Genomic DNA, 26679 nt, shown 5'->3' with positions numbered 1-26679 from the left:
GCACCGTTAAGTGGCGCGAAGGCCACGACCCCCCAAAATCCCCTGACGATGGCCTCCCGCGCGTTTGCTTGGCAGGGGAATCCCGCTAAGAGCTACGCTTGGACCGAAGCCACGCTTGGACCAGGTGACGGGACGGCCGATCAACGGTCGCCTGTGACGGGCTAACCCCCGCGACCAGAACAGAAACGGGCGATTGCATGATGTCGTTGACGGGGAAGCCCCGACGTAAGTCGGTGCGGAAAACCATCGTCCTAGTCACTGCCGGTCTGGGTGTCGTCCTGAGCGGGGCTGCCCAGGCGCAGCAGATCGTCGTCCAGGGCAACCAGCGCGTCGATGCCGACACGATCCGGTCCTACGTGACCGGGACGGCGTCCGGCTCCGCCGAGGAGGCCCGCCGCAACCTGCTCGCGAGCGGGATGTTCTCCGACGTGAAGGTCGCCCAGTCGGGTGGCCGCACGGTGGTGACGGTCCGCGAGAACAACCTGATCAACCGCGTCGTCTTCGAGGGCAACAAGAAGATCGAGAAGGCCACCCTGGAGGGCGTGGTCGAGGCCAAGGCCCGCGGGCCGTACAGCGAGGCGATCATTAACGCCGACCTCGCGCGCATCCGCGACGTCTACAAGCGCTTCGGTCGCGGCACCGCCAAGGTGACCTACCGGACGGTCGACCTGCCCAACGGCCGCGTCGACGTGATCTACCAGATCGACGAGGGCGATAAGACCGGCATCATCTCGATCAACTTCGTCGGCAACAACGCCTACTCGGAGCGGACGCTGAAGGGGCTGATGAGCTCCTCGGAGATGAACTTCCTGTCGTTCATCAAGACCTCCGACGTCTACGATCCCGACCGCATCACCAACGACCTCGACCAGGTCCGCCGCTACTACCTGAAGAACGGCTACGCCGACTTCCAGGTGGTCAGCGCCGACGCGCGCTACGTCGAGGGCGACAAGTCCGGCTACGTCATCACCATCACGGTGAACGAGGGCGAGCAGTACAAGGTCGGCGCCGTCCAGGTGGATTCGCGCCTGCCGGGCCTCGACACCACGAAGCTCGACAGCGACATCGCCACCTCGGTGGGCGACATCTACAACGCCGACGACGTCGAGAAGACGCTCAACAACGTCACCCGCGAGGTCAACCGCGCCGGCTACCCGTTCGCGCAGGTCCGACCGACCGGCCAGCGCGACCCGGCGAGCCACCAGGTCTCCCTGGGCTTCGTGGTCGAGGACGGCCCGCACGTCTACGTCGAGCGCATCAACATCCGCGGCAACACCCGCACCCGCGACTACGTCATCCGCCGCGAGCTCGATATTGCGGAGGGCGACGCCTACAACCGCGTGCTGACCGACCGCGCCGAGCGCCGCCTGAACGGCCTGGGCTTCTTCAAGAAGGTCCGCTTCTCCAACGAGCCGGGCTCGGCCCCGGACCGCGTGGTCATCAACATCGACGTCGAGGATCAGCCCACGGGTTCGTTCTCGGTGGCGGGCGGCTACTCCACCCAGGACGGCATCATCGGCGAGGTCTCGGTCTCCGAGTCGAACTTCCTCGGTCGCGGCCAGTACGTCCGCCTCGCCGGCACGGGTGGCCAGTACTCGCGCGGCGTCGACTTCTCGTTCACCGAGCCGTACTTCCTCGGCTACCGCCTCGCGGCGGGCTTCGATGCCTTCTACAAGTACTCCGACCTGACCCGGTACTCGCGCTACGAGACCACGGTGTACGGCGGCCAGCTGCGCCTCGGCCTGCCGATCACCGAGGAGTTCGGCATCACGCTGCGCTACTCGCTGTACAACACCGAGCTGAAGGTGCCGAACACCCTCAAGCGGCCGTACAACGACTGCTCGATCCCGATCCCGGGCTACACCGCCACCTACGCGGCGGGCACGATCGACCCGAACACGGGCCGGAACATCGGCGGCCAGTCGATCTACCCGAACTGCGCGTATGACGGCGAGGCCTCGATCGCCATCAAGGGCTCGCAGGGCAACACGCTCACGTCGCTGGCCGGCCTGACGCTCGCCTACTCGACCCTCGACGTGATCGGCGCGCCCCGCAACGGCCTCTACGCCGAGCTGAAGCCCGACGTCGCCGGCCTGGGCGGCGACTCGAAGTTCTTCCGCGTGACCGCCGACGCGCGGTACTACAAGGAGATCTTCGAGGACGTGGTCGGCTTCATCCGCTTCCAGGGCGGCCACATCTCGTCGCTCAACAACGACCCGCTGCGGGTGACCGACCAGTTCTTCCTCGGCCCGTCGCTGGTCCGCGGCTTCGCGCCGAACGGCATCGGCCCGCGCGACGTCGGCATCGCCGACGCCCGCTCGAACGCGATCGGCGGTTCCACCTACATCGGCGGCACCCTCGAAGTGCAGTTCCCGCTGCCCCTCGTTCCGCGCGATCTGGGCCTGAAGGGCGCGCTCTTCGCCGACGCCGGCACGCTGTTCGGCTATCACGGCCAGCGCAACTTCAACGTGAACGGCGACGCCTTCATCAACGGTGTCTCGCCGACGACCGGGAAGTGCAACTTCAACGCCTTCACGATCGGCGTGGAGCCGGAATGCGTGAACGTCCGCGACACGGCGGCGATCCGCTCCTCGATCGGCGCGTCCATCCTGTGGAACTCGCCGCTCGGCCCGATCCGGTTCGACTACGCCTACGCGCTGTCGAAGGACGAGGGTCAGAAGGTGTTCGTCCCGATCCTCGGCAAGTACGGCCATATCGGCGCGGATCAGGTCCAGGCGTTCCGCTTCTCCGGCGGCTCGCGCTTCTGATAAAAATCCCGCGCGCCGGCCGGATTGTCCCGGCCGGCGCGTTGTCGAACATGTCAGATCCCGTTTTCTTCACCGCCGCCACAGGCCTCACCCTGGCCGAGATCGCGGCGGCCGCCGGCACCGGCCTCCCCGAGGGGGCGGACCCGGACCGCCGATTCAGTGGTGCGGCCTCCCTGGAGAGCGCCGGCCCGGACCACCTCGCCTACATGGACAACGCCCGCTACGGTGACGCCCTCGCGGCGACGCGGGCGGGCGCGTGCCTCGTCTCACCCCGCTTCGCGGCGCGCTGTCCCGCCGGCACGGTCGCCCTCGTCAGCCGCGACCCCTACCGCGCTTACGCCGCGCTGCTCGGCCGGCTGCATCCGGACGCCCTGCGTCCCGGCTCGCAATTCGCCGTCCGCGGCGTCGCCCCCGGCGCCCACGTCCATCCCGAGGCCCGTCTCGAGGACGGCGTCACGGTCGATCCCGGCGCGGTGATCGGGCCGGGGGCCGAGATCGGCGCCGGAACGGTGGTCGGACCCAACGCCGTGATCGGACCGGGCGTCCGGATCGGGCGCGACTGCGCGATCGGCGCCGGCACGACCCTGAGCCACGCCCTCCTCGGAAACCGGGTGATCGTCCATCCCGGGGCGCGGCTCGGGCAGGACGGGTTCGGCTTCGCCATGGGCGCCACCCATCTCAAGGTCCCGCAGGTCGGGCGCGTCATCGTGCAGGACGACGTCGAGATCGGCGCCAACACCACGGTCGACCGCGGCGCCTCGCGCGACACGGTGATCGGGGAGGGCACCAAGATCGACAACCTCGTGCAGATCGCCCACAACGTCGTGATCGGGCGCCACTGCGTCATCGTGTCGGGGGTCGGCATCTCCGGCTCGACCACGCTGGAGGACTACGTCGTCCTGGGCGGGCAGGTCGGCGTCGTCGGCCACCTGCGCATCGGCCGCGGCTCGCAGATCGCCGGCTCGTCCAACGTCAACCGCGACGTGCCGCCGGGAAGCCGCTGGGGCGGGACTCCCGCCAAGCCGGTGCGGGCGTGGTTCCGCGAGCTGACGACGCTCGCGCGTCTCGCCGAACGCTCGGGCAAGGACCAAGCGGGAGACGACGCCTGACCGGGAAGGCCTTGCGCTTCCGGCGATTTCTTCCGAAGAGGGCGGTCGGCGCGCCGGAGGCGGCCGGATTGCGGGCCGCCGAAGGCGGCAAGTCGAGGTGCGGATTTCGATGAGTGAGGCGGCGCGCGAGACCGGCACCGAGCTGGGCACAGCCGACATCCAGACGCTGCTGGAGCTGCTGCCGCACCGCTACCCGTTCCTGATGGTGGACCGCATTGTCGAGATCGACCGGGACGAATCCTGCGTCGGCATCAAGAACGTCACGGCCAACGAGCCGCAGTTCATGGGCCATTTCCCCGACATGCCGGTCTTCCCGGGCGTGCTCCTGATCGAGGGCATGGCGCAGACGGCGGGCGCCATCTGCTGCCGCCACATCCGGGCGGACGGGCGGAACACCAAGCAGGTGTTCTTCATGACCATCGACAAGTGCAAGTTCCGCAAGCCCGTCACCCCCGGCGACCAGGTGCGCTTCCACATGACGAAGCTGAACCAGCGCCGGACCATGTGGTGGTTCCGCGGCGAGGCCCGGGTCGACGGCACGCTGGTCGCCGAGGCCGAGATCAGCGCCATGCTGGTGACGGAGTGACCGCGCCCGCCATCCACCCGAGCGCCGTGATCGAGTCCGGCGCCCGGATCGGCGACGGGGCGCGGATCGGCCCCTTCTGCCATGTCGGGCCCGAGGTCGTGCTCGGCGCGGATTGCGAGCTCATCAGCCACGTGGTCCTCGCGGGCCGGACCACGATCGGCCCCCGCACCCGGATCTTCCCCTTCGCGTCGATCGGCCACCAGCCGCAGGACCTGAAGTACCGGGGCGAGGCCTCGACCCTGACGATCGGCGCCGATTGCCTGATCCGCGAGGGCGTCACCATGAACCCGGGCACGAGCGGCGGCGGCCTGGAGACCCTGGTCGGCGACCACTGCACCTTCCTGGCCAACTCGCATGTCGGCCACGATTGTCGGGTCGGCGCCCACGTGATCTTCTCCAACAACGTCATGCTGGCGGGCCATTGCAGCGTCGGCGACTACGCGATCCTGGGTGGCGGCGCCGCCGTGATCCAGTTCGCGCGGGTCGGCGCGCACGCCTTCGTGGGCGGCCTGTCGGGCCTGGAGAACGACTGCATCCCCTACGGCATGGTGCTCGGCAACCGGGCCTACCTGTCGGGGCTCAACATCATCGGCCTGCAGCGCCGCGGCTTCGCCCGCGAGGACATCCACGCGCTGCGGCGCGCCTACCGCCTGCTCTTCGCCCCAGAGGGCACGCTGATGGAGCGGGTGGAGGACGTGGCCGCGACCTTCGAATCCCACGCGGCGGTCGCCGAGATCCTCGACTTCATCCGCCTCGGCGGCAAGCGCTCGATCTGCACGCCGCGCGAGGTTCCGACCCCGATCAGCGCCGCCTGAGCGGCCGGGCCGTGACCGAGGCCGATCCCGCCCCCGAGGGGGCCCTGGTCCTGATCGCGGGGGCGGGGCGCCTGCCCGAACTCGTCGCCGAGTCGCTCCGCCGGGCGCGCCGGCCCTTCCGGGTCATCGCCCTGCGCGGCTTCACCGGGCCGGCCCTGCGCGCCGGCGCCGACGCGACGGTCGATCTCCTCGATCTCGCGGCCACCCTGAAGCTGCTGCGGCGCTGGGGTCCGGCGACCGTGGTGCCGGCGGGCGGCGTCTCCCGCCCGAGCCCGGCCGCGATCCTCAACGCCGGCGCCGCCCTGCGCAACCGCGAGGCCCTGCGGGCGATCGCCGGCGGCGGGGACGACCGCCTGCTGCGGGCCGCCGTCGCGCTGGTCGAGGAGGAGGGACACCGCGTCGTCGGCGTCCACGAGGCCGCGCCGGACCTGCTCTGCCCGGACGGCCCCCTCGGGCGCCGGGCCCCGGACGCCGAGGCCGCCGCCTCGATCCGCACCGGGCGCGGCGTCCTGGACGCCCTCTCGCCCTACGATCTGGGGCAGGCGGTGGTTCTGGCCGGCGACCGGATCCTCGCGGTCGAGGGGCCGGAGGGCACGGACCGCATGCTCGCCCGGGCGCGGACCCTGGGGCGCCGCCCCTTCGGGTTCGGCCGGGCAACGCCCGCCACCGTGCTGGTGAAGGCCCCGAAGGTCGGCCAGGACCGCCGCATCGATCTTCCGGCGATCGGCGCGCGGACCGTGCGCAACGCCGCCCGGGCGGGCTGCGTCGGCCTCGCCCTGGAGGCGGGCGGGACCCTGGTCATCGACCGGGCGGCCACGGCCGCGGAGGCCGATCGCCTCGGCCTCTTCGTGGTCGGGTACGGAGGCGCGCCGTGACCGGCCGGCCCCGGACGATCTGGCTCGTCGCCGGCGAGGATTCCGGCGACCAGCTCGGCGCCAAGCTGATGCGTGCCCTGCGCGAGGCCGCGCCCGACACCGTCTTCGGCGGCGTCGGCGGCGAGGCCATGGCGGAGGCGGGGTTCGCGTCGCTGTTCCCGCTCGATGACGTGGCGGTGATGGGCTACCTGCCGGTTCTCGCCCGCGCCCGGACGCTGCTCCGCCGCATCCGCGAGACGGTGTCGGCGACGATCCGCGCCCGGCCGGACGTGCTGGTGATCATCGACAGCCCGGGCTTCACCCACGCGGTGGCCCGGCGGGTGCGCAGGGCGGCCCCCGGCATCCCGATCATCGACTACGTGTCGCCGAGCGTCTGGGCGTGGCGGCCCTGGCGGGCGAAGGGCATGCGTCCGTTCATCGACCACGTCCTGGCCCTGCTCCCCTTCGAGCCCGACGCGCATCTGCGGCTCGGCGGCCCCCCCTGCACCTATGTCGGGCACCCGCTGATCGAGCGCCTCCCGGAGCTGCGCCCCGGCGCGGACGAGCGGGGGCGGCGCGACGCCGTGCCCTACAGCCTCGTGGTCCTGCCGGGCTCCCGTCGGTCCGAGATCGAGCGGCTGATGCCGGTCTTCGGCGCGGCCCTGGCACGCGTGGCCGAGGGCCTCGCGGTCGAGGCGGTGCTGCCCGCCGTGACCCGGCACAGGGCCCTGATCGAGCGGCTCTCGGCCGACTGGGCGGTGCCGGTCCGCATCGTGATCGGCGAGGCGCCGAAATACGCCGCCTTCCGGGAGGCCCGGGCGGCGCTCGCCGCCTCCGGCACGGTCACGCTGGAGCTGGCGCTCGCCGGCGTGCCGATGGTCGTCGCCTACAAGGTCTCGCGGGCGGAGGAGTTCATCGCCCGCCGGCTGATCCAGGTCCCGAGCATCGTGCTGCCGAACCTGATCCTCGCCGAGAACGCGATGCCGGAATTCGTCCAGGCCGACTGCACCCCGGAGCGCCTCGCGGGCGCCCTGCGGCCGCTCCTGGCCGGCGGTGCCGACCGCGACGTCCAGCTCGCCGCCCTCGGCCGCATCGACGGGCGGATGCGGCTCGCCGCGGCGGACACGCCGAGCCGCGCGGCGGCGCGGATCGTCCTGCGCGCGGCCGAGGGGCGGGGGCCGGGTCCGGCGGCGTGACGGTCCCCCTCAGCCGGCGCGGCGGCCGCAGCGGATGTAGGTCGAGGTCCCGCGGCTGCTCGACCAGGTCAGATGCTCGCCGTCCACCTGCAGGCGGACCTGCGACGACCAGCGGCGGCCGCGATCGCTGCACTCGGCGGCGGTGACCCAGGCGGCGCCGCTCCGCCGCATGTCGTGGAAGAGGCAGAGCGTGCGGCCCGCGCGGGCGCGGTCCTGCGTGATCGTGGCCGGGATGTAGCCGCGGCGCCGCGACCGGGCCCCGCAGGCCTCGGGTGTCGGGCCCCAGACGCCGACGTACTCGGCCGCGGCCGACGCGACGGCCGGAGCGGGGACCGGAGCCGGCACCGGCCGGGCGTTCGCGACCGCGGGCGCCGCCGCGGCGGTCTGCGGGGCCGGCGGCGCCGCCGCGGCGGCCATGGCGGTCTGGCCGGGCGCTTCGGCCGGGGGCGCGGGCTGGTCGGGCTCGTCGAGCATCACCACGCGGCGCGCGGCGCGCGGACCGGCGGAGCTCCCAGCGGACGGGCCCGCTTCCGGCATGGACGGGCGGAACGGCAGGTCCTCGGTCAGGTAGGCGGCGCTGTAGGCGAACAGGCCCACCCAGCCGAGGATGAGGAGCGTCGGCAGGGCGAAGCGACGCCAGGAGCCGGCACGCGCCCCGTCGCCCGGATCCGCCAGCACGACCGCCCCCATGGTCCGCCCCCTTCTCGTCCGATCAGCGGCCGAAGATGCCCTTCAGGAACTGCGCCGTGCGGTTGCGCTTGCGCTTGCGCTCCAGCTCCGACGCGTCCTTGAGCCACGCCACCTGCACCACGCGCCGCTCGCCCTCGAAGGGCTCGTGGCCGTGCCAGGAATTGTCCGCCCGCAGGAAGGCGAACATCGTGCCCATGGTCGGCGGGACCTCCACCGCGAAGGGCTCGTAGTTGCGGCCGTCGTACAGCACCCGCAGGCGGCCGGCCGCGGGGGCGTCCCAGGCATCGTTCATGTAGACGAGCAGGGTCAGCACCTTCGACGGGCCGTCGGTGTGGATCGAGCCGTATTTCAGCTGGCTGCGGCGCATGATGGTCGTCAGCCGCGGGCACGAGACGAGGTCGATGCCGAATTTCTCGCCGAGGATCTCCGAGAAGGCGTCGCTCTCCAGCTCGTCGATCAGCGCCTTGAACCGGCCCTTGAGGGCGACCTCGTCCACCGTGAGGTAGCCGGGCTTGGCGATGTCCGGGAAGTCGCGCCGGATGTCGTCGATCGCCTCGGGATTCAGGACGTTGCTGCCGAGCGTGTAGGCGTAGGGCTCGCGGGAGACGGGCGCGGCGCGCACGGCGGAGATGTCGAGGATCGAGAGAGCGGACATCGCTGGGTCCCTTGGCTCCGGCGCCGGTCGGCCGGCACGCGGGGCGCCGGAGACGCGTGCCGGGGGGCCGGTCCAGCCGTCGTGCCGGGGCCGCCCGCGCAGGCGTCCACGATCACAAATCTAAAGCGGCTTTCGGCAATCCCGGAATCTCCTAATCCGCCGATTGCGGCGGTCCGACGGCGAAAGCGGCCCGGTGGCGCATTCCGGTGACAGTCTCGGACGGCCTGCTTGTGCAGGATGGCGCCAGACCCGCGGGCTTTCTTCCCGGGTGCGTACCGGAACCCGTGCCCGATGAGGCCGTTGGCCCTCGCTCTGCTGTTCGCCCACCTCGCCGCCGTCGCGGCCGGGGTCGAGGCCCGCGCCCAGACGCGGCCGCCGCGCGGCTCGATGACGGCCCGCATGACCTGCTCCGAGGCGATGGCCCTGGTGAAGAACGAGGGCGACGTGATCATCGCCGCCGGGACGGCGCCGGAGCGCTTCGTCAGCAATCCCGGGCAGTGCAGCGGCTCGGAGATCGCCGAACTGCGCTTCGCCCCCACGCGCGACAACCCGCAATGCCCGATCGGCTACCATTGCCGCGAGCCCGGCTTCGAGGAGTGGAACTGGTAGCCGCGCTGCCCGCGCCACCCGCGTAAATCGCCGCACCGTCGGAAGGTGACCAAAGTTTCACGCGACAGCGCGGCCAGAGTGCCACTATCTGGCCATCTGCCGGGGCCAAGGCCGCCGGTGGCGTCCCGAGCGGGCGCGCACGGATGGGGGATCGACGCGTGGCAGCACTCAGGACCGGACTGGGCATCCAGGCCGTGCTCACCGCCCTGGCCGCGCTGATCCTGCTGGCGTTCCCCGGAATCCCGAGCCCGCCGCTCTACGTCTCCCTCGCCGGCTTCGCCATGGCGGGCATCCTGATCGCCTCGAACGGCATCTCGGCCTACCTCAAGGTCTTCGTCTCGGTCTACGGCGTCGGCTACCTGCTGCTCGCGGGCTCGAAGACGGTCGCCGCCATGGGGCTGCTGCCGCCGGTGGTCGCGGCCCTGCTCCCGCCGGCCTTCGCCGCCACCGGCGCGGTGGTCTTCGCCGCCATCGTGCTGGGCATCTCGCATCTCGAGCCGATCCGCGCGATCACCAACATCGCCGACCCGTACTTCGCCAACCGCGACAAGCCGACCAAGGAGATCGGCCTGTTCCGCTGGTTCGGCACCACCGAGGGCCGGATCGGCCGCAACCTCGTGGCGCTGTCCATCTTCGTGAATTTCGCCGACGTGGCGCTGACGCTGCGGTTCAACTTCTTCTACCGCGACATCTACAACTCCCTCCAGGAATACGACGCGAACGCGTTCTGGTACCAGCTGCTCTGGGTGTTCGTGCCGCTGGCCACGCTGAACATCGCCATCGGCATGTTCGACCTGTTCGTGGATTCCTCGCTGCTGATCCGCTGGCGCACGTGGCTGACCCACAGCCTGTACGAGCGCTGGCTCGGCAACGGCACGCACTACCGCATCCCGTTCACCGACGAGGAGGCGGACAACCCGGATCAGCGCATCCAGGCCGACGTCAACAGCTTCATCGTGCAGACCACGACGCTGTCGATCCGCCTGCTCAGCCAGGCCGCGCAGCTCGTCTCGTTCATCGTGATCCTCTGGACCCTGTCGCGCGACTTCGTCGTGCCGTTCACCGACACGGTGATCCCGGGCTTCCTGGTCTGGCTGGTGATCGCCTACGCGGTGGTCGGCACGTGGCTCACCCACCTGATCGGCCGGCCGCTCATCGGGCTGGACTTCCGGCAGGAGCAGGTCGAGGCGAATTTCCGCTTCGCGCTGGCCCGGAACCGCATCTACTCGGAGCAGATCGCCCTGCTGCGCGGCGAGCGCGCGGAGGCCTCGCGGCTCTCGAGCCTGTTCCACAGCGTGATCGACAACTACGTCGGGATCATCTTCCGCCGCATCAAGCTGATCGCCTTCACGTTCAGCTACCGGCAGGCGAGCGTGATCTTCCCGATGGTGCTGGCGGCCCCGTCCTTCTTCGCCAAGAAGATCACGCTGGGCGCGCTTCAGCAGACCTCCCAGGCGTTCGGCCAGGTGCAGAGCTCGCTGTCGTTCTTCGTCGATTCGTACACGACGCTGGCGGCCTACAAGGCCAACACCATCCGTCTCGGCTCCTTCCGCCGGGCCATGACCAAGGCCGAGGCGCTGGAGGCGGCGGGCTACGGCCTCGTCCAGGGCAACGACAGCGCCGGCGACGTCACCGCGCGCGACCTGGTCCTCGCCCTTCCGAACGGGAAGCCGATCGTCACCGCCGACGCGCTGACCCTGCCGCGCGGCGGCGCGACCCTGGTCACGGGTCCCTCCGGCTCGGGCAAGTCGACCCTGTTCCGGGCGATCGCGGGGATCTGGCCCTTCGGCAAGGGCCGGGTCGACGTGCCCGCCGGGCAGTCGGCGCTGCTGCTGCCGCAGCGGCCCTACATCCCGCAGGGCACGCTGCGCGGCGCCGTGGTCTACCCGAACACCACCGACCAGTTCCCGGACGCGGCGATCAGGGACGCCCTGACGGCCGCCCAGCTCGCCCACCTCGTCGACCACCTCGACGAGAGCGACACCTGGGAGCGGCGGCTGTCGGGCGGCGAGCAGCAGCGGCTGGCCATCGCCCGCGCGCTGCTGGCGAAGCCCGAATGGCTGTTCCTCGACGAGGCGACGGCCTCCCTCGACGAGCCTTCCGAGGCGGCCCTCTACCGGATGCTGCGCGAGCGGCTTCCCGGCACGACGATCGTGTCGATCGGCCATCGCTCGACGCTCGACGCCTTCCACGACCGGCGCATCGCGCTCGAGCCGGAGAGCGGCGTGTTCGTCCCGCGCGTGCAGCGGCAGCCGCTGCCGGCAGAGTAGCCGGCGGCACGACCGGCCCTCCCTCCGCCGGGAGGGGAGCCGATGTCCGGCTGCTCAGCCCTGCGGTCTTCCGCCGATGGACGCGGGCGCCGTGCCCTGTCCGTCATCGCGAGCGCGGCGAGGTGATCCAGGGCAGCGCGACATCTCGAAGATTTGGCGCGACCCCGGACCTTTCGCTCTGCTCGCAAGGGCTTCGGTCGTGAGGCTTACGCCGTCCGCAACCCGGCGGCGGCCCGGGCCGCCCGCTCGATCGCCGCCGGGTCGGGGGCGCCGGGCTTCACCACCCAGCTGCCGCCGACGCAGAGCACGGACGGGATCGACAGCCATTCGGGAGCGGTCGCCTCGGTGATCCCGCCCGTGGGGCAGAACCGCACCGCGCCGAACACGGCCGCGTGCGCCTTCAGCGCCTTGATCCCGCCCGCGGCCTCGGCCGGGAAGAACTTGAACCGGTCGAGGCCGTGGTCGAGGCCGCGCATGATGTCGGCCGCCGTGGCCACGCCGGGCAGGTAGGGCACGCCGTTGGCCTTGGCGGCGTCGGTCAGCGGCTCGGTGAGGCCCGGCGAGACGATGAACTCGGCCCCCGCCGCCAGCGCCTTCTCGAGATCGCGCGGGTTGAGCACCGTCCCGGCGCCCACCACCGCGCCCTCGACCCGCGTCATCTCCCGGATGACGTCGAGGGCGGCCGGGGTCCGCAGGGTGACCTCCAGGGCGGTCAGGCCGCCCTTGACCAGGGCCTCGGCGATGGGCCGCGCCTGGGCCGCGTCGTCGATCACCAGGACCGGAATGACGGGCACGGAGCGCATCAGCGCGTCGATGCTGGTCAGATCGTTCATGGTCGGCAACTCCCTCTCGGTTTCAGAGGCCGGCGGCGGCGAGCATCGCCGAGGCGCCCCGCTCCGCCGTGTCGGCCCCCTGGCGCATGAACGCGAACAGCTCCCGCCCGGTGCCCTGCGCGGCCTCCGGCGCCTCGGCCTCGGGGCGCGCCGCGAATTCCGCGTCGTCGACCAGAACCTGCAGCAGCCCGTCGGCGGCGCTGAGGCGGACGATGTCGCCGTCGCGGATCCGCCCGATCGGGCCGCCGCCGAGCGCCTCGGGGCTCAGGTGGATGGCGGCCGGCACCTTGCCCGACGCCCCCGACATGCGCCCGTCGGTCACCAGGGCGACCCGGTGGCCGCGGTCCTGCAGCACGCCCAGCGGCGGGGTCAGCTTGTGCAGCTCGGGCATGCCGTTCGCCTTCGGGCCCTGGAACCGGACCACGACCACGACGTCGCGCTCCAGCTCCCCGGCCTTGAACGCCTTCAGCACCTCGTCCTGGTCGGAGAAGACCCGGGCCGGGGCCTCGATGGTGCGGCGGTGCTCCTCGACGGCGCTGGTCTTGAACGTCGCCCGGCCGAGATTGCCCTTCACGAGCCGCATGCCGCCGTCGGGCTGGAACGGGTTGCCCGGCCGGCGCAGCATCGTGTCGTCCAGGCTCTCCGGCACCGCGTCCTCGAAGACCAGATCCTCGCCGTCGAGTTTCGGGTCGCGGGCGTGGTCGCGCAGCGACTGGCCCGCCACGGTCAGGATGTCGTCGTGCAGGAGGCCCGCGTCGAGCAGCGCCGCCATCACGAAGCTCATGCCGCCCGCGGCGTGGAAGTGGTTCACGTCGCCGGCACCGTTCGGGTAGACGCGGGCGATCAGCGGCACGGCGCTGGAGAGCCGGTCGATATCCTCCCAGTCGATCACGATGCCGGCGGCGCGCGCGATGGCCGGCAGGTGGATCGCGTGGTTGGTCGAGCCGCCCGTGGCGAGGAGGCCGACCGCGGCGTTGACGATCGCCTTCTCGTCGACGCAGAGGCCGAGGGGGCGGTAGTCGTTGCCGGCGCCGCCGATCTCGGTGAGGCGGTGGATCGCCGCCCGGGTCACGGCCTGGCGCAGCTTGGTGCCCGGGTTGATGAAGGACGCGCCCGGCATGTGCAGGCCCATCATGTCCATCATCATCTGGTTGGAGTTGGCGGTGCCGTAGAACGTGCAGGTCCCGGCCGCGTGGTAGGAGGCGGACTCGGATTCGAGCAGTTCCGCCCGGCCGACCTTGCCCTCGGCGTAGAGCTGGCGGATCCGCTGCTTCTCCTTGTTGGCGAGGCCCGAGGGCATGGGACCGGCCGGGATCAGGATCGTCGGCAGGTGGCCGAAGCGGAGCGCCCCGATGAGCAGGCCCGGCACGATCTTGTCGCAGATGCCGAGGAGCGCCGCCCCGTCGAACATGCCGTGGCTCAGCGCCACCGCGGTGGAGAGCGCGATCGTGTCCCGGGAGAACAGCGACAGCTCCATGCCGCTCTGGCCCTGGGTGACGCCGTCGCACATGGCCGGCGTACCGCCCGCGACCTGCGCGGTGGCGCCGCGCTCCCGGGCGAACAGCTTGATCTGCTCCGGGTAGCGCCCGTAGGGCTGATGGGCCGAGAGCATGTCGTTGTAGGCGGTGACGATGCCGATGTTCATCACCGTCCGCTCGTCGCGGATCGCCGCCTTGTCCTCGCCGGAGGCCGCGAAGCCGTGGGCGAGGTTGCCGCAGGCGAGCTTGCCGCGCCGGACCCCCGCCTCGCGCTCGCGGGCGATCAGGTCGAGATAGGCGCGCCGGGTCTCGCGGGAGCGCGCCACGACGCGCTCGGTGACCGCCGCGACCTCGGGATGAAGCTCGGTCATGCTCGTTCCTCCAGGCTCGGTGCCGACGGGCGCGCGGCCGGGGCCGCGAGTCGGGATCGGCCGCGCGGCCGCGTCGTCGGTGGCCGGTATCTAAGGGGGTGCGCCGCGGGATGTAACCCGGGGCGAGCGCCGGCGACGCCATGCGGTCTGCCCGCCGGCTCGGGAAACCCCGAGTTCAGGGCAGCGAACGCTCACGCCCTCGATCGATGCCGCCGGCCTCGTCGTGACGAGCGGAGCGAAGTGACACAGGGCAGCGCGACCCTGGATCGCTTCGCTGCGCTCGCGAAGCCGGTGGGTCCACGCTCCTGCGCGGACGCCCGACGTCGGCAGGTCTCGAAGCGTTCCTCCGAGGCCTGCCTCAGCGAGGGGTTGAACCTCAGGGGCGCAGCGCGTCCCTGGACTCAATACTCCCAGAAGATGCGCTGCAGCTCCTTGGTGTCGCTGGTCTTGGTGAGCGCCACGGCCGCCAGGATCTTGGCCTTGGCGGGGTTGAGGTCGTGGGCGACCACCCAGTCGTACTTGTCGTCGGGCTGCTCGGCGTTGCGCAGGACGAAGCCGTCCGGCACCCGCGACGAGCGGATCACGATGGCGCCCTTGGAGCGGATGTCCTTCAGCTTGTCGACGAGGTAGCCGGGCACCGAGCCGTTGCCGGTGCCGGCGTTGACGATCGCCTTGGCGCCCGCCTGGAGCTCGGCGTCGTAGACCCCCGGGATCATGTTGCCCGAGCCGTAGACGATGCCGACCAGCGGCAGGCTGTCGATCTGGTCGATGTCGAACTCGGAGCTCATGTTGTGCCGCTTCGTCAGCGAGCGGAAGAAGTAGGTCTTGCCCTCGACCACCATGCCGAGCGGCCCCCACTGGCTGTAGAAGGCGCTGGGCACGATGTTGGTCCGCTTGTTCACGTCGCGGCCGCACTGGATGTAGTCGTTCATCGTCACGGTGACGCCCTGGCCGATCGCCTCCTTGCTGGCGGCGACCGTGACGGCGTCGAGCAGGTTGAGGGCGCCGTCGGCCGAGATCGCCGTGCCCGGCCGCATCGAGCCGACCACCACGATCGGCTTGTCGCTCTTCACCACGAGGTCGAGGAAGAACGCGGTCTCCTCCAGCGTGTCGGTCCCGTGCGTGACGACGACGCCGTCGACGTCGTCCTGCTTCAGGAGCTGGGACACGCGCTTGCCGAGCTGGACGAGCTGGGCGTCGGTGAAGCTCTCGGAGGCGATCTGGAAGACCTGCTCGCCGCGGACGTTGGCGATGGTGTTCACCTGCGGCACGGCCGCGATCAGCTTGTCGACCGGCACCTTGGCGGCCGTGTAGGTGGCGCTGTTGGCGGCGTCGGCGCCGGCGCCGGCGATCGTCCCGCCGGTGGCGAGGATCACGACGTTCGGCTTCTTCGCCGCGGCGGCTGCGCCGGCCTCGGGCATCTCGCGGGCGACGAGGGGCGCCGCCCCGAATCCGCTGGCCAGGGCCAGGGCGAAGACCGCTCCGCGCAGGGGAAGAGCCGCGCCGCTTCGGCAGGAGAACATCGGAGATCCTCGACGGTTGACGGGAGAGCGAGTGGGACTCGCCGCGGGGATGGTAGCCGCGCCTCCGGCCGAGGCAAGGATCATGCAGGGCGCCGACGCGCAGGGCGCGACGGATCGTTACGCAAGCTCGGGCGTTGATGGCGGTTGGTGTCCGCTCGGAGGTAGAAGCCATGCTGCATCTCGCCGGCCTGCTCGAGGAACTCGAGCGGAGCGAGCCCGCGCGGGCCGCGATGTCGATCCTCGAGACGTCCCTCGCGCGCCGCTCGACGGAGGAGCAGGGGGCGTTCTGGCGCGCCGTCGACATCTACTACGTCTCGCGGAAGGCCCCGCCGGAGGCGACTGTGCCGGGCGAAGTCGTGCCGGGTGAAGTCGTGCCGAGTCAGGCCGCGCCGGAGCTGGCCGCCGCGTCCTGAGCGCGGCCTCGGGACCCGATCGCGGCGCTCAGGCGCTCGCCGGCACGGCCGGCGGCATGCCGGCGCCGCTCTCGGGCTCGCTGCCCGCGCGCTCCGCGTCGCGGGTCTCGGGCATCAGCGCGAGGTAGAGGACGAAGCCGAGCGCCGCGATCGCCGCCAGCGCCAGGAAGGCGGTGGCGTAGCCCGCCGACACGATGATCACGCCGGCGAGCGTCGCGCTCAGGGAGGCGCCGATGCCCTGGGCCGTCGCCACGGCGCCCTGGGCGGCGTTGAACCGGCCGCCGCCGCGGGTCAGGTCCGCGACCACGATCGGGAACAGCGCGCCGTAGACGCCGGCGCCGATTCCGTCGAGGAGCTGGACGCCCACCAGCCAGAACGGGTTGTCCGACAGCGTGTAGAGGACGCCGCGCAGCGCCAGGATGCCGAAGGCGGTGAGGAAGATCGGCTTGCGCCCGATCACGTCGGCCTTCGCGCCCACGAAGATCGCCACCGGCACCATCACGCACTGCGCCGCCACGATGCAGACCGCGATCAGCGAGGTCGCGTGGTCCTTACCCGAGACGTGCGTCAGGAGCTGGCCCACCGAGGTCAGCATCGCCGCGTTGGCGAGGTGGAAGATCGCGCAGAGCACCGCGAAGATCAGGAGCGCCCGGTTCTGCAGCAGGGTGGCGAGGCCGGAGGGCTTCTCCTGCGCCTCCTCCTCGTCCTCGGTCATGCCCCGGGCGAGGTCGTTGTCGATCGCGTCGGCCGGCACCATCAGCATGGCGCCGATCGACAGCGCCGCCAGGGTGCCCATCAGCCAGAACACCACCACCGGCCCGAAGAAGTAGGCGAGCCCGCCCGCCAGGGCGGCGGAGACCGCGTTGCCGGCGTGGTTGAAGCCCTCGTTGCGGCCGATCCGCTTGGCGAACATCTTCGGCCCGACGAGGCCCAGCGTGATCGCGGCCAGCGCCGGCGGGAAGATCGTCCCGGCGACGTGGGCGATCGATTGGGTGGCGGTGACGAGGTAGAAGTTCGTGATGAACGGCAGGACGAGGCAGCTGGCCGTCACCGCGATGGCGCCGCCGATCACCACCGCGCGCTTGTGGTTGGTGGCGTCGATCAGCGCGCCGGCGGGCGTCTGCGCCACGAGGCCGAGAATGCCCGCGATCGTCATCACGAGGCCGGTCGTGGCCTCGTTCCAGCCCTGGTCCGGGCCGCGCACGGCGATCAGGTAGATGGCGAGGTAGGGGCCGAGGCCGTCGCGCACGTCGGCCAGGAAGAAGTTGAGCGCGTCGAGGCCGCGCAGGGCCTTGGCCGAGGGCGTCCGGCTGCCGGCGCCGCGGGCGCCCGTCTCGATGCTGTTCATCCTGCCGCGATCCCCCGACCGACGGACGGCGCGGCTCCGATCCGGGCCGCGCCGTCGCACGCGGGGCTCGACGCCCGCGCGCGCCATCGGTTCCCGCGCCGCCGGGACCTCACGCGGGATGTGAACGATTCTCCGGCCCGATGGGCCTCAGGCCGGGTCGGTGCCCGCCGAAGCGTCGGGATTTCCGACAGCATCTGTCGTCTCTTCCGACAGATCGATCCCCGGCGCGGCGAGGCCGTAGCGCTCGATCTTGGCGTAGAGGAGCTGCCGCTGGATGCCGAGCCGGCGGGCGGCCCGGGCGCGGTTGCCGTCGGCCTCGCGGAGCGCGGCGGCGATCATGGTCCGCTCCAGGTGGGCCACGGCGCCGGGCAGGTCGCCGGCGAGCCCGTCCGTCACCGCGTCGTCGCCGCGCCGCTCGGGCCGCGCGGCCGGCAGATCGATGGCCTCGGCCGCGATCACGCCGCCGCGCACCAGCACGGCGGCCCGCTCCACGACGTTGCGCAGCTCGCGGACGTTGCCGGGCCACTCGTAGGCGAGCAGGCGCGAGGCGGCACCGCCGCTCAGGCGCTTGCCGGAGGGGACCAGGAAGTGCTCGGCGAGCGGCACGATGTCGGCCAGCCGCTCGCGCAGGGGCGGCAGGGCGATCGGCACGACGTTCAGCCGGTAGTACAGGTCGGCGCGGAACGTGCCCTCGGCGACCAGCGCCGGCAGGTCGCGATGCGTCGCCGCCACGAGCCGGACATCGACCCGGGCGGACCGGCCACCCAGCGGGGTGACGACGCAGTCCTGGATCACCCGCAGGATCTTGGCCTGCATCGCCGCCGGCATGTCGCCGATCTCGTCCAGGAACAGGGTGCCGCCCTCGGCCTCGTGGAAGGCGCCGGCGCGGTCCGAGGCCGCCCCGGCGAAGGCGCCCCGGACATGGCCAAAGAGCTCGCTCTCCAGCGCGTCGGCGGGGATCGCCGCGCAGTTCACCGGGATGAACGGCCGCGCGCGGCGCCGCGAGAAGGCGTGGAGGGCCCGGGCGACCTCCTCCTTGCCGGTGCCGGTCTCGCCCTGGATCAGGATCGTGGAGGCGCTGTCGGCGACGAGGCCGATGGTCTTCTGGACCTTCCGCATGCCCGCGCTCGACCCGATCAGGACCGGGTGGCCCGGCGGCGGGGCGGCGCTGCCGGGATCGCAGCGGGCGTCGCGCAGCATCGCGTCGAGGGCGGCGGCGAGATCGGCCCGGCCGATCGGCTTGGTCAGGTGGTCGTGCGCCCCCAGGCGCATCGCCTCGATGGTGTTGGCCGGGCTCGCGAAGGCCGTCAGCACCGTCACGGGGGGCGGCTCCGGCAGGGCGCGGATCCGCTCGAGCGTGGCCATGCCGTCGAGGGCGCCGGGCATGCGCAGGTCGAGGAGCACCGCCGCCACCGGACCCTCGGCCAGCCGCGCCAGGGCCTCCGAGCCGGAGGCGACCGGGAGCGCGGTGTGCCCGAGATCGGTCACCGTCTCGGCGAGCCCGTCGCGCAGGGCTCTGTCGTCGTCGACGATCAGGATGGTTGCCATGGCAGGTCCAGGACAAAGGTGGTCTCCGGAGCGCCCTCGACCAGCCTCGCCTCGCCCCGATGGGCCAGGGCGATCTCGCGCACGATCGCGAGCCCGAGGCCGGTCCCGTCGGGCCGGCCGGTGACGAACGGCTCGAACAGGCCGGCGCGGATCACCGGATCGACGCCGGCGCCGGTATCGGCGACGCTGAGGCGCAGCCGCAGCGCGCCGTCGACCGTCGCCCGCTCGGCACCGAGGCGGATCCGGCCGCCCGGCGGCGCGTGCTGCAGGGCGTTCAGCAGCAGGTTGTCGACGGCCCGGGCGATCTGCGCCCGGTCGAGATGCGGATGGTCCGTGGCGGGCAGCCCGTCGGCGGCGACCGCGATCCGGACCGACCGCGCGCTCGCCAGCTCCTCGTGCAGGTGCGCGCACTCGGCCAGGAGCGGCTCTACCGGCGTGGGCATCCGGTTGAGCGGCCGCGCCTGGGTCAGGTTGAGGAGGTCGCGCAGCAGCGTGTCGACCCGGGCGATCTGGCCGAGCACCGCCTCGAGGGCGGCGGCGGTCCGGTGGGGATCGCCGCTGACCAGGGCGTTCTCGGCTTTCAGGCGCATCGCCGCGATGGGATTGCGGATCTCGTGGGCGACGCTCGCCGCCAGCCGGCCGACGGCGGCCAGTCGCTCGGTCGCCACGATGCGCGCCTGAGCCTCCCGCAGCCGCCCGCCGGCGGCGTTCAGGGCGTCCACCAGCCGGTCGAGTTCGCGCTCGCCGGTGCGGTCGAGATGGGGCAGATCCTGGCCGTCCGGGCGCGGCGCGGCGAGCGCGGCCTCCAGCCGGGCGATCCGCCCTGAGAACCCGTACAGGAACCAGCTCAGGAACGCGGCCGATCCGAGCACCGTCACGGCCAGGAAGCCGAGGCCCGCGAGGAAGCGCGTGTAGGTGGGGCCGTCGTTGACGTGCGCGCGCGTCATCGACCACGCGGTCAGGCCGGCCTCCGGCCCGTGAAGGGGGCAGGCCTGGAGCATCAGGACCTGGGTCCGGCTCGGCCGGCGCTCCGAGACCGCGTGGTCGACCCGCAGCGCCTGCGCGTTCAGCGCCGCGATGGCGTCGCGCTCGGCCGCCGGAAAGTCGGTCTTCGGCCCGGATCCCTCGTAGGTCGGATAGGCGTAGGCCACGGATCCGCGGGCGGCGCTCCAGATCCCGCCCTCGAGGCCCGGGAAGCGCGCCAGCGCGGTCGACAGGGTGCCGACCAGGTCGGCCTCTGCGCTACCCTTGCCGCGGGCCCGGACCAGGGCGGCGTACCGGTCGATGATCTCGCGGCAGGCCCGCCCGACCGCGAGGTCGGCCTGCGCCACCTGGACACCCGTCGACTGGTCGTAGACGCCGAGCATCAGGTAGGCGGTCGCGGCCGCGGAGGCGAGCAGCAGGACCCAGAGCGCGAGCAGCCGGGCGCGCAGGCTGTAGGCCGTCACGGCGGTGTCCGACCCGGCATGGCGCTGGCTCCTGCGGCGGCGTCGCGCCCGGACCCCGTTCCTACGCCAAGGCCCGGCCCCGTGACCACTCGACGACGCGAGGACGGCGCGCAGGATCGCGATGACGGAGCACCGCGCGCGGGCGATCCCGGGCCAGGCCCGGGACCGCCAGGAGAGGTGCGCCGCGTCCGGTGCTCCTCTTGGACAGAAAGACAGTCAGTCGTCGGCGTGGGCGCGCCCGCTCACTTGCGGTTCGTGATGAGGCTGTCGACGTTCTTGTTGGCTTCCTTATTCTCCTTCCGCTGCATCACCACCTCGTGCTTGGTGTCCTTCATCGACATCTCGTCGCGCTTGCCCTGGGGCATCTCCTTCGGGGCCGCCAGGGCCGGCGTGACCGACCAGAGACAGGCCAGGCAAAGTGCAGCGCGCGCCGTAGTCTTGAACATGATGCCTCCTCCATTCAATTGACAGTGCGAGACGTCTTGGAGATATCGCCGGTTCCACTTGCGCGGATCACGGACGTGCGATCCGGTCCGCCGCGTGGATGGTGCCGTCTCACGGCGGACCCGACGGGTTGATCGGCAGGGCGTCGCTCCCGAGCTGCACGCAGGTCAGCATCGCCACGTAGGAGGGGGCGCCGCCGATCTGGCTCTCCGCAGCGCAGGTCCGGCGCTCCGCCACGTCGAACGTCGGCCAGCGCTTGATCAGGGTGCGCCGCGCGGCGGCCTCGTCGGACAGGCAACCCCGGTAGCTCGCCCGATCGACGGCGTTGGATCCCGCCCGGTGCTCCGGCGCGCAGATCGCCCGGATGTTGAAGTGCGGAACGCCCGCCGTCCGGGCGGAGGCCGCCGGGGTTCCGCCGAGGAGCAGCTCGAGTCCCAGGATGGTCGAGATCCAGAATCGCCGCACGGAGCCCTCCCTTGTGCGCGCCGACCGGGCCGCGCCCGAGATCCGTCGGGCGCGGCCGTCCTCGGCGGTCGGTCACTTGCTGGTCTTGGCGCCCGCGGTCGTGCCGGTGGCCTGCGGCGCGCCCTTGTCGGCCGTGGCGGCGGTCGCCTTCTGGGGCACCGCGATCGCGTCGATCACGTCGAAGCGCATGTTGTCCTGGGCCGACTTCAGGGCGGCGTTCGCCTCATAATACTTGCCCTGATTGATCAGCGTCGCGGCCTGATCGACGTCGGTGATGGTCTTGTTCAGGGGCAGGACCGCCATGGTGAAGTTGACGTCGACGTGGGCGAGCTTGAGCTTCTCCAGGGCGCCCTTCTGGTCGCCCTGGGCGAGGTTCTTGTTCGCCTCGGTCACCGCGGAGGCCTTGGCGGGCGTGGCCACGAAGTCGTCGCCGAGGGTCAGCTGCGCGTCGACCGGAACCCAGGCCACCTGCTCCTTGGAGGCCGCCTTGGTATCAGCCTTGGCGTCGGTCTTGTCGCTCGGCGCGGTCGCCTTGTGGGCGGCCATGTCGGCGGGCGACTTGAGATCGGCCTCGGCCTTGGTGAACACCGCGTCGTCGGTCTTGGCCTTCGCGAAGGCGGCCTGCGCCTTGGCGATCATGTCCTTGGCCTGACTCGGGTTGGCCTCGAAGATCGCGAGCCGGGTGAGCTGAAGATCTCTGAAGCCCTGCGCGCCGTCCTTCGAGAGCTTGCCGACATCCTTGTCGACCGCCGCCTGGCTCGCGCTGATCTGCGTGCCGTTGTTCTGGACGGCCTGCTCCGCCGCGTAGGCAGTTCCACCGAGGATTGTGGTGAGCACGAGAGCCGCAGCCATAGATTTGCGATAGGACATGATAATATCTCCCTCTGGTGCCGGAGATAAGGCCTTCATCTGCATTGGCCTCATTCATTCCGTGTTCAGATAATAGATCAGCCATCATTTGGTCGCATGACCGAAGGATTAAAAAACGGCAATGCGCCGGGCGCTGGCCGTGGGGGCTCGGCGCGGCGGGAAGCGGCCGGCGCGCGCGTTCAGCAGCGCCAGCAGGGCCGGTGCCATGAGGCCGTGCGCGTCGGGGCGTCGGGGCAGGCGCGGCGGGTGCCGCCCAGGACGGCCCCGGGGTGGCGCATCAGCGTGCAGCTCGCGCCGATGCGCGCGCCGTGACGCCGACGATCTCCGCTCCGGCGCGATAGTCGGCGTCCACCGGCTCCCCGGCGTAGAGGGAGGCGCCCGCGCCGGCCGTGTCGATCCGGGTCCGGCGCGCGAAGATCCGCTCCGCGGCCGGGCTGCGGGCGCGCGCCCGGCCGCGGAGGAACCGGATCCTCACGCGCTCTCCGCGAGGTCCGATTGCCGCTCGAACAGGGCGCGGTAGGCCCCGTCCGGGCGGCGCATCAGGGCGGCGTGAGACCCGTCCTCGACGACGCGGCCGCGGTCGAAGACGAGGATGCGGTCGAGGGCCCGCACCGTCGACAGCCGGTGAGCGATGACGATGGCGGTGCGCCCGCGCATCAGCCGCGCCATGGCCTCCTGCACCAGCGCCTCCGATTCCGAATCCAGGCTGGATGTCGCCTCGTCGAGGATCAGGATCGGCGCGTCCGCCAGGAAGGCGCGGGCCAGCGCCACCCGCTGGCGCTCGCCGCCCGACAGCTTGACGCCGCGCTCGCCCACCGGCGTGGCGTAGCCCTTCGGCAGCCGCGCGATGAAGTCGTGCGCGTTGGCGAGGCGCGCCGCCCGCTCGATCTCCCGGGCCGAGGCGCCGGGCCGGGCGTAGGCGATGTTCTCGGCCAGGGAGCGGTGGAACAGCACCGGTTCCTGGGGCACGATGGCGACCTGCGCCCGCAGGCTCGCCTGGCTCGCCGACGCCACGTCCTGTCCGTCGATCGTCACGCGCCCGCCCGACACGTCGTAGAGCCGCTGGATCAGCTTGACGAAGGTCGTCTTGCCGGAGCCCGAGCGCCCCACCAGTCCGACCCGCTGGCCGGCCGGAATCGCGACGGTCAGCCCGTCGTAGAGGGGCCGCGTGTGGTCGCCGTAGTGGAAGCGCACGGCCTCGAAGCGGATCGCCCCGCCCGCGACCGCGAGTGGAACCGCGCCGGGGCGGTCCGCGACGCCGACGGGTTCGGCCTCCAGGGCGACCAGCTCCTCCATCTCGTTGATGGCCCGCTGCAGGTGGTTGATGTGGCCGCCGATGTCGCGGAGGTAGCCGTGCACCACGAAGGTCGAGGTCAGGACGTAGGCGACGTCGCCCGGGCTCGCCCGCTCCCGCCACCACAGCCACAGGGCGATGGCGACGATGACGGTGCGCAGGACGAGCAGCAGCCCGAGCTGGCCGGTGCCGCCCCAGGTGACGATCATCCACGTGCGCCGGGTCCGCCGCTGCCACTTCCCCAGCAGCCGGCCGAGCCGCGCCTCCTCCCGCGTCTCCGCGCCGAAGGCCTTGACGACGGCGTTGTTGCCGATCGCGTCGCTCAGCGCGCCGCCGAGGCGGGTGTCGAGGGCGTTCGACAGGGCGGCCGCGGGCGCGATGACGCGGGTCGCGAGGAGGACGGTCGCGCCGATATAGGCGCCCGCGCCGATCGCGACCGTCGCGCCGAGGGCCGGCCAGTGCAGGCCGAGCACGAGGGCCGTGCCCACCAGGACGACGAGCGCGGGCAGGAGCGACAGCAGCAGCGTGTCGTTGAGCCCGTCGATCGCCCACATGCCGCGGGAGATCTTCCGGACGGTCGAGCCCGAGAAGGTGTTGGCGTGCCACTCGGTCGAGAAGCGCTGGACGCGGGCGAAGCCGTTGCGGACGATATCGCTCATGGTGTGCAGGGAGAGCGGCACCACCAGGCTCCAGGCGACGTGCCGCAGCAGCACGGTGGCGAGGCCGAGCCCGGTCATCGCCAGGAAGGCCGGCCAGGCCGCGTCCAGCGCGGCGCCGCGCTCGCTCCCGGAGAGCGCGTCGACCAAGCGGCCCGCGTAGAGCGGCAGCAGCACTTCCGCCAGGGTGGCGAGCGTGATCGCGCCGGTGAGACCCGCGACGAGGGGCCAGCGCGCGCGCCAGCTGCGGACGACGAAGGTCAGGACGCGACGGACCGCGTCCGTCTTCCGGGGTGACGACAGAGACATGCAAGTGCCCGACGCAGGGACAGCGTCGGCTCCGGGTGACGCGGGCGTCCCATCGCGAACGATGCGCGCCGGCGAAATCAGACGGGACTGGGTTCAGAGGCGCCGGGCCACGGGGCCGGGCGGGAGCGGGAGGCGGCTAGCCGATCCGTGCGGAGGCGCCGACACGTCCTGCTCCGAGGGTCGAGAACTTGGCGATCATGCAGCCCCCTCCCTGATGCGAGCGCGACAGGTCTGCGAGGCTAGGAGGGGCCGAATTGATTCGCAATGCCCATAGCGACGCTTCGGGCCTTCGCGATAGGCCGCGCCCGACCGCCGCTTCGGACCGATCTTTCGGCCGCCGCCACCGCCGATCCATGCGCCCGGTTCAATCCTGCGAGGACCGGAAAACGGTCGCGCTTCGTTGAAAAGCTGACGCAACGCGGTGTAAACACTTGGCTGCAAACTTGGCCGTTGTGCGGCGCCTTGGTTGCGCGCCTCTCTCGGATCGCTGTCGCGGATCCGTACTTGGAGACCGACGGTGTCGCACTCCCTGGTGAACCGGGACGCGCTCGAGGAACTCACGGCCGTGATCGGCACGGAGAAGCTCGTCCGCATCCTCGACCGATTCGTCGTCAGCCTCACCACCGCCTTCGAGGGGCCGGATCGTGCCAACGACGATTACGGCCGCGAGGCGCACACGCTGGTCTCGATGTCCGGCATGCTCGGATGCGCCGAGCTCTCCCGGGCCTGCCGCGGCCTCGAGGAATCGGCCATGGCGGGCGACGATCTGACCCGATCGCTGGTCGATCTCAGGACCCTGCGCGACCGGACGGTCGCGGCCCTGCGGGACCTGCAGGCGGAGACTCGGCTGAGCGCCTAGCGCCGCGCAGCCGGATCAGGCCGCCACCACCGCGTCGAGGGGAGCCTCGAAGGTCAGCACCGCGCCCTCGCGCGGGTAGCTCATGTGGGCGGTGCCGCCGAAGCAGTGGGCGAGGCTGCGGGCGATGAGCCGCGTGCCGAACCCCGTGCGGGTCGGCGGCGTGACCGGCGGTCCGCCGCTCTCCTCCCAGCGGAACCGGAGGGTCTGGGCGCCGGCCGCCTCGGCCACGTTCCACGTGATGCAGACCCAGCCGGCGGCCACCGACAGCGCGCCGTATTTGGCGGCGTTGGTTCCGAGCTCGTGCAGCATCAGCGCCAGGGTCATGCCGTGCCGCGGGCCGAGCGTCAGGTCGGGGCCGGCGATGCGGAACCGGCCCGCGACGCCGTCCCCGTGGAGCGACACGGCCCCCTCGACCAGGCCGCTCAGGGACGCCCGGGTGAAGGAGCCCTGCAGCAGCACGTCGTGCGCCTTCGCGAGGGCCAGCAGCCGCGCGGCCAGGGCCTCGCCGGCCGCTTCCAGCGACGGCGCGTTGCGCATGGTCTGCGCCGCGACGGCCTGGACCATGGCCATGGTGTTCTTCATCCGATGGGCGAGTTCCTGCATCAGCAGCGTCTGGCGCGCCTCGGACAGCTTCTGGTCGGTGATGTCGCGCGACACTGCCAGGATGCGCTCGGGCCGGTCCGGCGCCGCGCCGATCGGCGTGACGGCCACGTCCCACCAGCGGATCGCGCCGCCGGTCTCCGACTGCGCCTGGAACCGGCTCGGCCGGCCGAGCCGCGCCCGGTCGAGCGCCTCGGCCACCGCCTCGCGGTCCTCGGGGCGCGTCCAGACGTCGATCCACGGCCGGCCGATCGCCTCCGCCTCGTCTGCCGCGGCCGACAGGGCCGGGCCGTCCTCGCTGGCGGTGATCAGGCAGCCGTCGCGGTCCAGCAGTTCCAGGTAATCGTTGGGGGCCTGGGGCAGGCCGACCGGGCGTGCGCGGCCGGGAGCGCGCGGCCGCGCCTCGGGCGCGAGCCCGGCCCCCTCTCGGGGCGGCGGCCCGCGGGGCGCCTCGGCCCGTTCGGCCGCCATGCGTCCGGCCTCGACACGGCTCGCCGCCTCGATGATGCGGCCGAGCCGCCGGCTCCGCTGCCGCTCCCAGTCGGCCTGCGCGGTTGCCTGGCTCAGCAGTCGGCGCAGGCGGATGTTCTCCGCCTCGAGCGTCTCGACGCGGCGCTCCGCCCCGTCGGTCCGCGGCCGTACGATGTCCGCTTCCATCGCCCGCCCCC

General features: G+C 72.0%; 24 protein-coding genes. 10 read left to right on the top strand and 14 right to left on the bottom strand.

Features of this window, described 5'->3' with window-relative positions; all coding sequences use genetic code 11:
• Nucleotides 1-197 precede the first annotated feature (197 nt).
• The 6 genes from bamA (at nt 198) to lpxB (ending at nt 7328) form a co-directional block, all read left to right on the top strand.
• Nucleotides 198-2768, top strand: a complete 2571-nt coding sequence (gene bamA / locus ME121_RS03625; RefSeq protein ID WP_012320379.1) for an outer membrane protein assembly factor BamA — start codon at nt 198-200, stop codon at nt 2766-2768.
• A gap of 50 nt (nt 2769-2818) precedes the next feature.
• A complete protein-coding gene (gene lpxD / locus ME121_RS03620) occupies nt 2819-3877 on the top strand; it encodes a UDP-3-O-(3-hydroxymyristoyl)glucosamine N-acyltransferase (RefSeq protein WP_024829310.1) in 1059 nt (352 codons plus the stop codon).
• Between the two features lie 109 nt (nt 3878-3986).
• Nucleotides 3987-4463 (top strand): 3-hydroxyacyl-ACP dehydratase FabZ, encoded by a 477-nt coding sequence (gene fabZ / locus ME121_RS03615; protein WP_012320377.1) that lies wholly within the window; start codon nt 3987-3989, stop codon nt 4461-4463.
• A complete protein-coding gene (lpxA, locus tag ME121_RS03610; RefSeq protein ID WP_012320376.1) occupies nt 4460-5278 on the top strand; it encodes an acyl-ACP--UDP-N-acetylglucosamine O-acyltransferase in 819 nt (272 codons plus the stop codon). Before fabZ ends, lpxA begins: the two co-directional genes overlap by 4 nt.
• A gap of 11 nt (nt 5279-5289) precedes the next feature.
• Nucleotides 5290-6153 (top strand): LpxI family protein, encoded by an 864-nt coding sequence (locus tag ME121_RS03605; RefSeq protein WP_024829311.1) that lies wholly within the window; start codon nt 5290-5292, stop codon nt 6151-6153.
• Nucleotides 6150-7328 (top strand): lipid-A-disaccharide synthase, encoded by a 1179-nt coding sequence (gene lpxB, locus ME121_RS03600; RefSeq protein WP_059408361.1) that lies wholly within the window; start codon nt 6150-6152, stop codon nt 7326-7328. Before ME121_RS03605 ends, lpxB begins: the two co-directional genes overlap by 4 nt.
• 9 nt (nt 7329-7337) lie before the next feature.
• Here lpxB and ME121_RS03595 read toward each other — a convergent pair whose 3' ends face one another.
• Nucleotides 7338-8018 carry a hypothetical protein gene (locus tag ME121_RS03595; RefSeq protein WP_059408360.1) on the bottom strand — a complete coding sequence of 227 codons (681 nt, stop codon included), beginning with the start codon at nt 8016-8018 and terminating at the stop codon, nt 7338-7340.
• A gap of 22 nt (nt 8019-8040) precedes the next feature.
• The gene (locus tag ME121_RS03590) at nt 8041-8673 is read right to left on the bottom strand and encodes a 2OG-Fe(II) oxygenase (protein ID WP_012320372.1); all 633 of its coding nucleotides are present in this window, start codon (nt 8671-8673) and stop codon (nt 8041-8043) included.
• Nucleotides 8674-8964: 291 nt separating this feature from the next.
• On the opposite strand from ME121_RS03590, the gene ME121_RS03585 reads away from it, so the two are divergent.
• Together ME121_RS03585 and ME121_RS03580 are read left to right on the top strand one after the other, a co-directional pair.
• On the top strand, nt 8965-9282 hold the full coding sequence (locus tag ME121_RS03585; RefSeq protein WP_012320371.1) for a hypothetical protein: 318 nt from the start codon (nt 8965-8967) through the stop codon (nt 9280-9282).
• Nucleotides 9283-9440: 158 nt separating this feature from the next.
• Entirely contained in the window at nt 9441-11552 is a 2112-nt protein-coding gene (locus ME121_RS03580) for an ABC transporter ATP-binding protein/permease (RefSeq protein ID WP_043074149.1), read from the top strand.
• 206 nt (nt 11553-11758) lie between these two features.
• Here ME121_RS03580 and eda read toward each other — a convergent pair whose 3' ends face one another.
• From eda to ME121_RS03565, 3 genes are all read right to left on the bottom strand, one after another.
• Nucleotides 11759-12385 (bottom strand): bifunctional 4-hydroxy-2-oxoglutarate aldolase/2-dehydro-3-deoxy-phosphogluconate aldolase, encoded by a 627-nt coding sequence (gene eda, locus ME121_RS03575; protein ID WP_012320369.1) that lies wholly within the window; start codon nt 12383-12385, stop codon nt 11759-11761.
• A 22-nt stretch (nt 12386-12407) separates the two neighbouring features.
• Nucleotides 12408-14234: a phosphogluconate dehydratase gene (gene edd / locus ME121_RS03570; RefSeq protein ID WP_012320368.1), complete on the bottom strand. Its 1827-nt coding sequence runs from the start codon at nt 14232-14234 to the stop codon at nt 12408-12410.
• A gap of 401 nt (nt 14235-14635) precedes the next feature.
• Nucleotides 14636-15757 carry an asparaginase gene (locus ME121_RS03565; RefSeq protein WP_012320367.1) on the bottom strand — a complete coding sequence of 374 codons (1122 nt, stop codon included), beginning with the start codon at nt 15755-15757 and terminating at the stop codon, nt 14636-14638.
• 170 nt (nt 15758-15927) lie between these two features.
• Here ME121_RS03565 and ME121_RS03560 point away from each other — a divergent pair, with 170 nt between their 5' ends.
• Nucleotides 15928-16170, top strand: coding sequence for a hypothetical protein (locus tag ME121_RS03560; RefSeq protein WP_024829316.1), 243 nt, complete (start codon nt 15928-15930; stop codon nt 16168-16170).
• A gap of 28 nt (nt 16171-16198) precedes the next feature.
• Here ME121_RS03560 and ME121_RS03555 read toward each other — a convergent pair whose 3' ends face one another.
• From ME121_RS03555 to ME121_RS03520, 8 genes are all read right to left on the bottom strand, one after another.
• Nucleotides 16199-17518 carry an MFS transporter gene (locus tag ME121_RS03555; RefSeq protein ID WP_059408359.1) on the bottom strand — a complete coding sequence of 440 codons (1320 nt, stop codon included), beginning with the start codon at nt 17516-17518 and terminating at the stop codon, nt 16199-16201.
• A 147-nt stretch (nt 17519-17665) separates the two neighbouring features.
• Nucleotides 17666-19066, bottom strand: a complete 1401-nt coding sequence (locus ME121_RS03550) for a sigma-54-dependent transcriptional regulator (protein ID WP_024829318.1) — start codon at nt 19064-19066, stop codon at nt 17666-17668.
• Nucleotides 19051-20514, bottom strand: coding sequence for a sensor histidine kinase (locus ME121_RS03545; protein ID WP_024829319.1), 1464 nt, complete (start codon nt 20512-20514; stop codon nt 19051-19053). The genes ME121_RS03550 and ME121_RS03545 overlap by 16 nt, the downstream gene beginning before the upstream one ends.
• A gap of 242 nt (nt 20515-20756) precedes the next feature.
• The gene (locus ME121_RS03540) at nt 20757-20960 is read right to left on the bottom strand and encodes a hypothetical protein (RefSeq protein WP_020093001.1); all 204 of its coding nucleotides are present in this window, start codon (nt 20958-20960) and stop codon (nt 20757-20759) included.
• Nucleotides 20961-21069: 109 nt separating this feature from the next.
• On the bottom strand, nt 21070-21423 hold the full coding sequence (locus tag ME121_RS03535) for a hypothetical protein (protein ID WP_012320361.1): 354 nt from the start codon (nt 21421-21423) through the stop codon (nt 21070-21072).
• 72 nt (nt 21424-21495) lie between these two features.
• On the bottom strand, nt 21496-22293 hold the full coding sequence (locus ME121_RS03530) for a YfdX family protein (protein WP_012320360.1): 798 nt from the start codon (nt 22291-22293) through the stop codon (nt 21496-21498).
• 277 nt (nt 22294-22570) lie between these two features.
• Nucleotides 22571-22768 carry a hypothetical protein gene (locus ME121_RS03525; protein ID WP_051252289.1) on the bottom strand — a complete coding sequence of 66 codons (198 nt, stop codon included), beginning with the start codon at nt 22766-22768 and terminating at the stop codon, nt 22571-22573.
• Nucleotides 22765-24552 carry an ABC transporter ATP-binding protein gene (locus ME121_RS03520; RefSeq protein WP_012320359.1) on the bottom strand — a complete coding sequence of 596 codons (1788 nt, stop codon included), beginning with the start codon at nt 24550-24552 and terminating at the stop codon, nt 22765-22767. Before ME121_RS03520 ends, ME121_RS03525 begins: the two co-directional genes overlap by 4 nt.
• A 517-nt stretch (nt 24553-25069) precedes the next feature.
• Between ME121_RS03520 and ME121_RS03515 the strand changes: the two genes are divergently transcribed.
• Nucleotides 25070-25411 (top strand): Hpt domain-containing protein, encoded by a 342-nt coding sequence (locus ME121_RS03515; RefSeq protein WP_012320358.1) that lies wholly within the window; start codon nt 25070-25072, stop codon nt 25409-25411.
• Between the two features lie 15 nt (nt 25412-25426).
• Here ME121_RS03515 and ME121_RS03510 read toward each other — a convergent pair whose 3' ends face one another.
• Complete coding sequence (locus ME121_RS03510; RefSeq protein ID WP_029359221.1) at nt 25427-26668, bottom strand: sensor histidine kinase; 1242 nt, start codon at nt 26666-26668, stop codon at nt 25427-25429.
• Nucleotides 26669-26679: the final 11 nt, after the last annotated feature.

Origin of the sequence: Methylobacterium sp. ME121, assembly GCF_000974725.1 — a bacterium.
GTDB lineage: Bacteria > Pseudomonadota > Alphaproteobacteria > Rhizobiales > Beijerinckiaceae > Methylobacterium > Methylobacterium radiotolerans.
The sequence above is the reverse complement of the archived record's forward strand: the minus strand, read 5'-3'. Positions and strand labels throughout refer to the sequence as shown.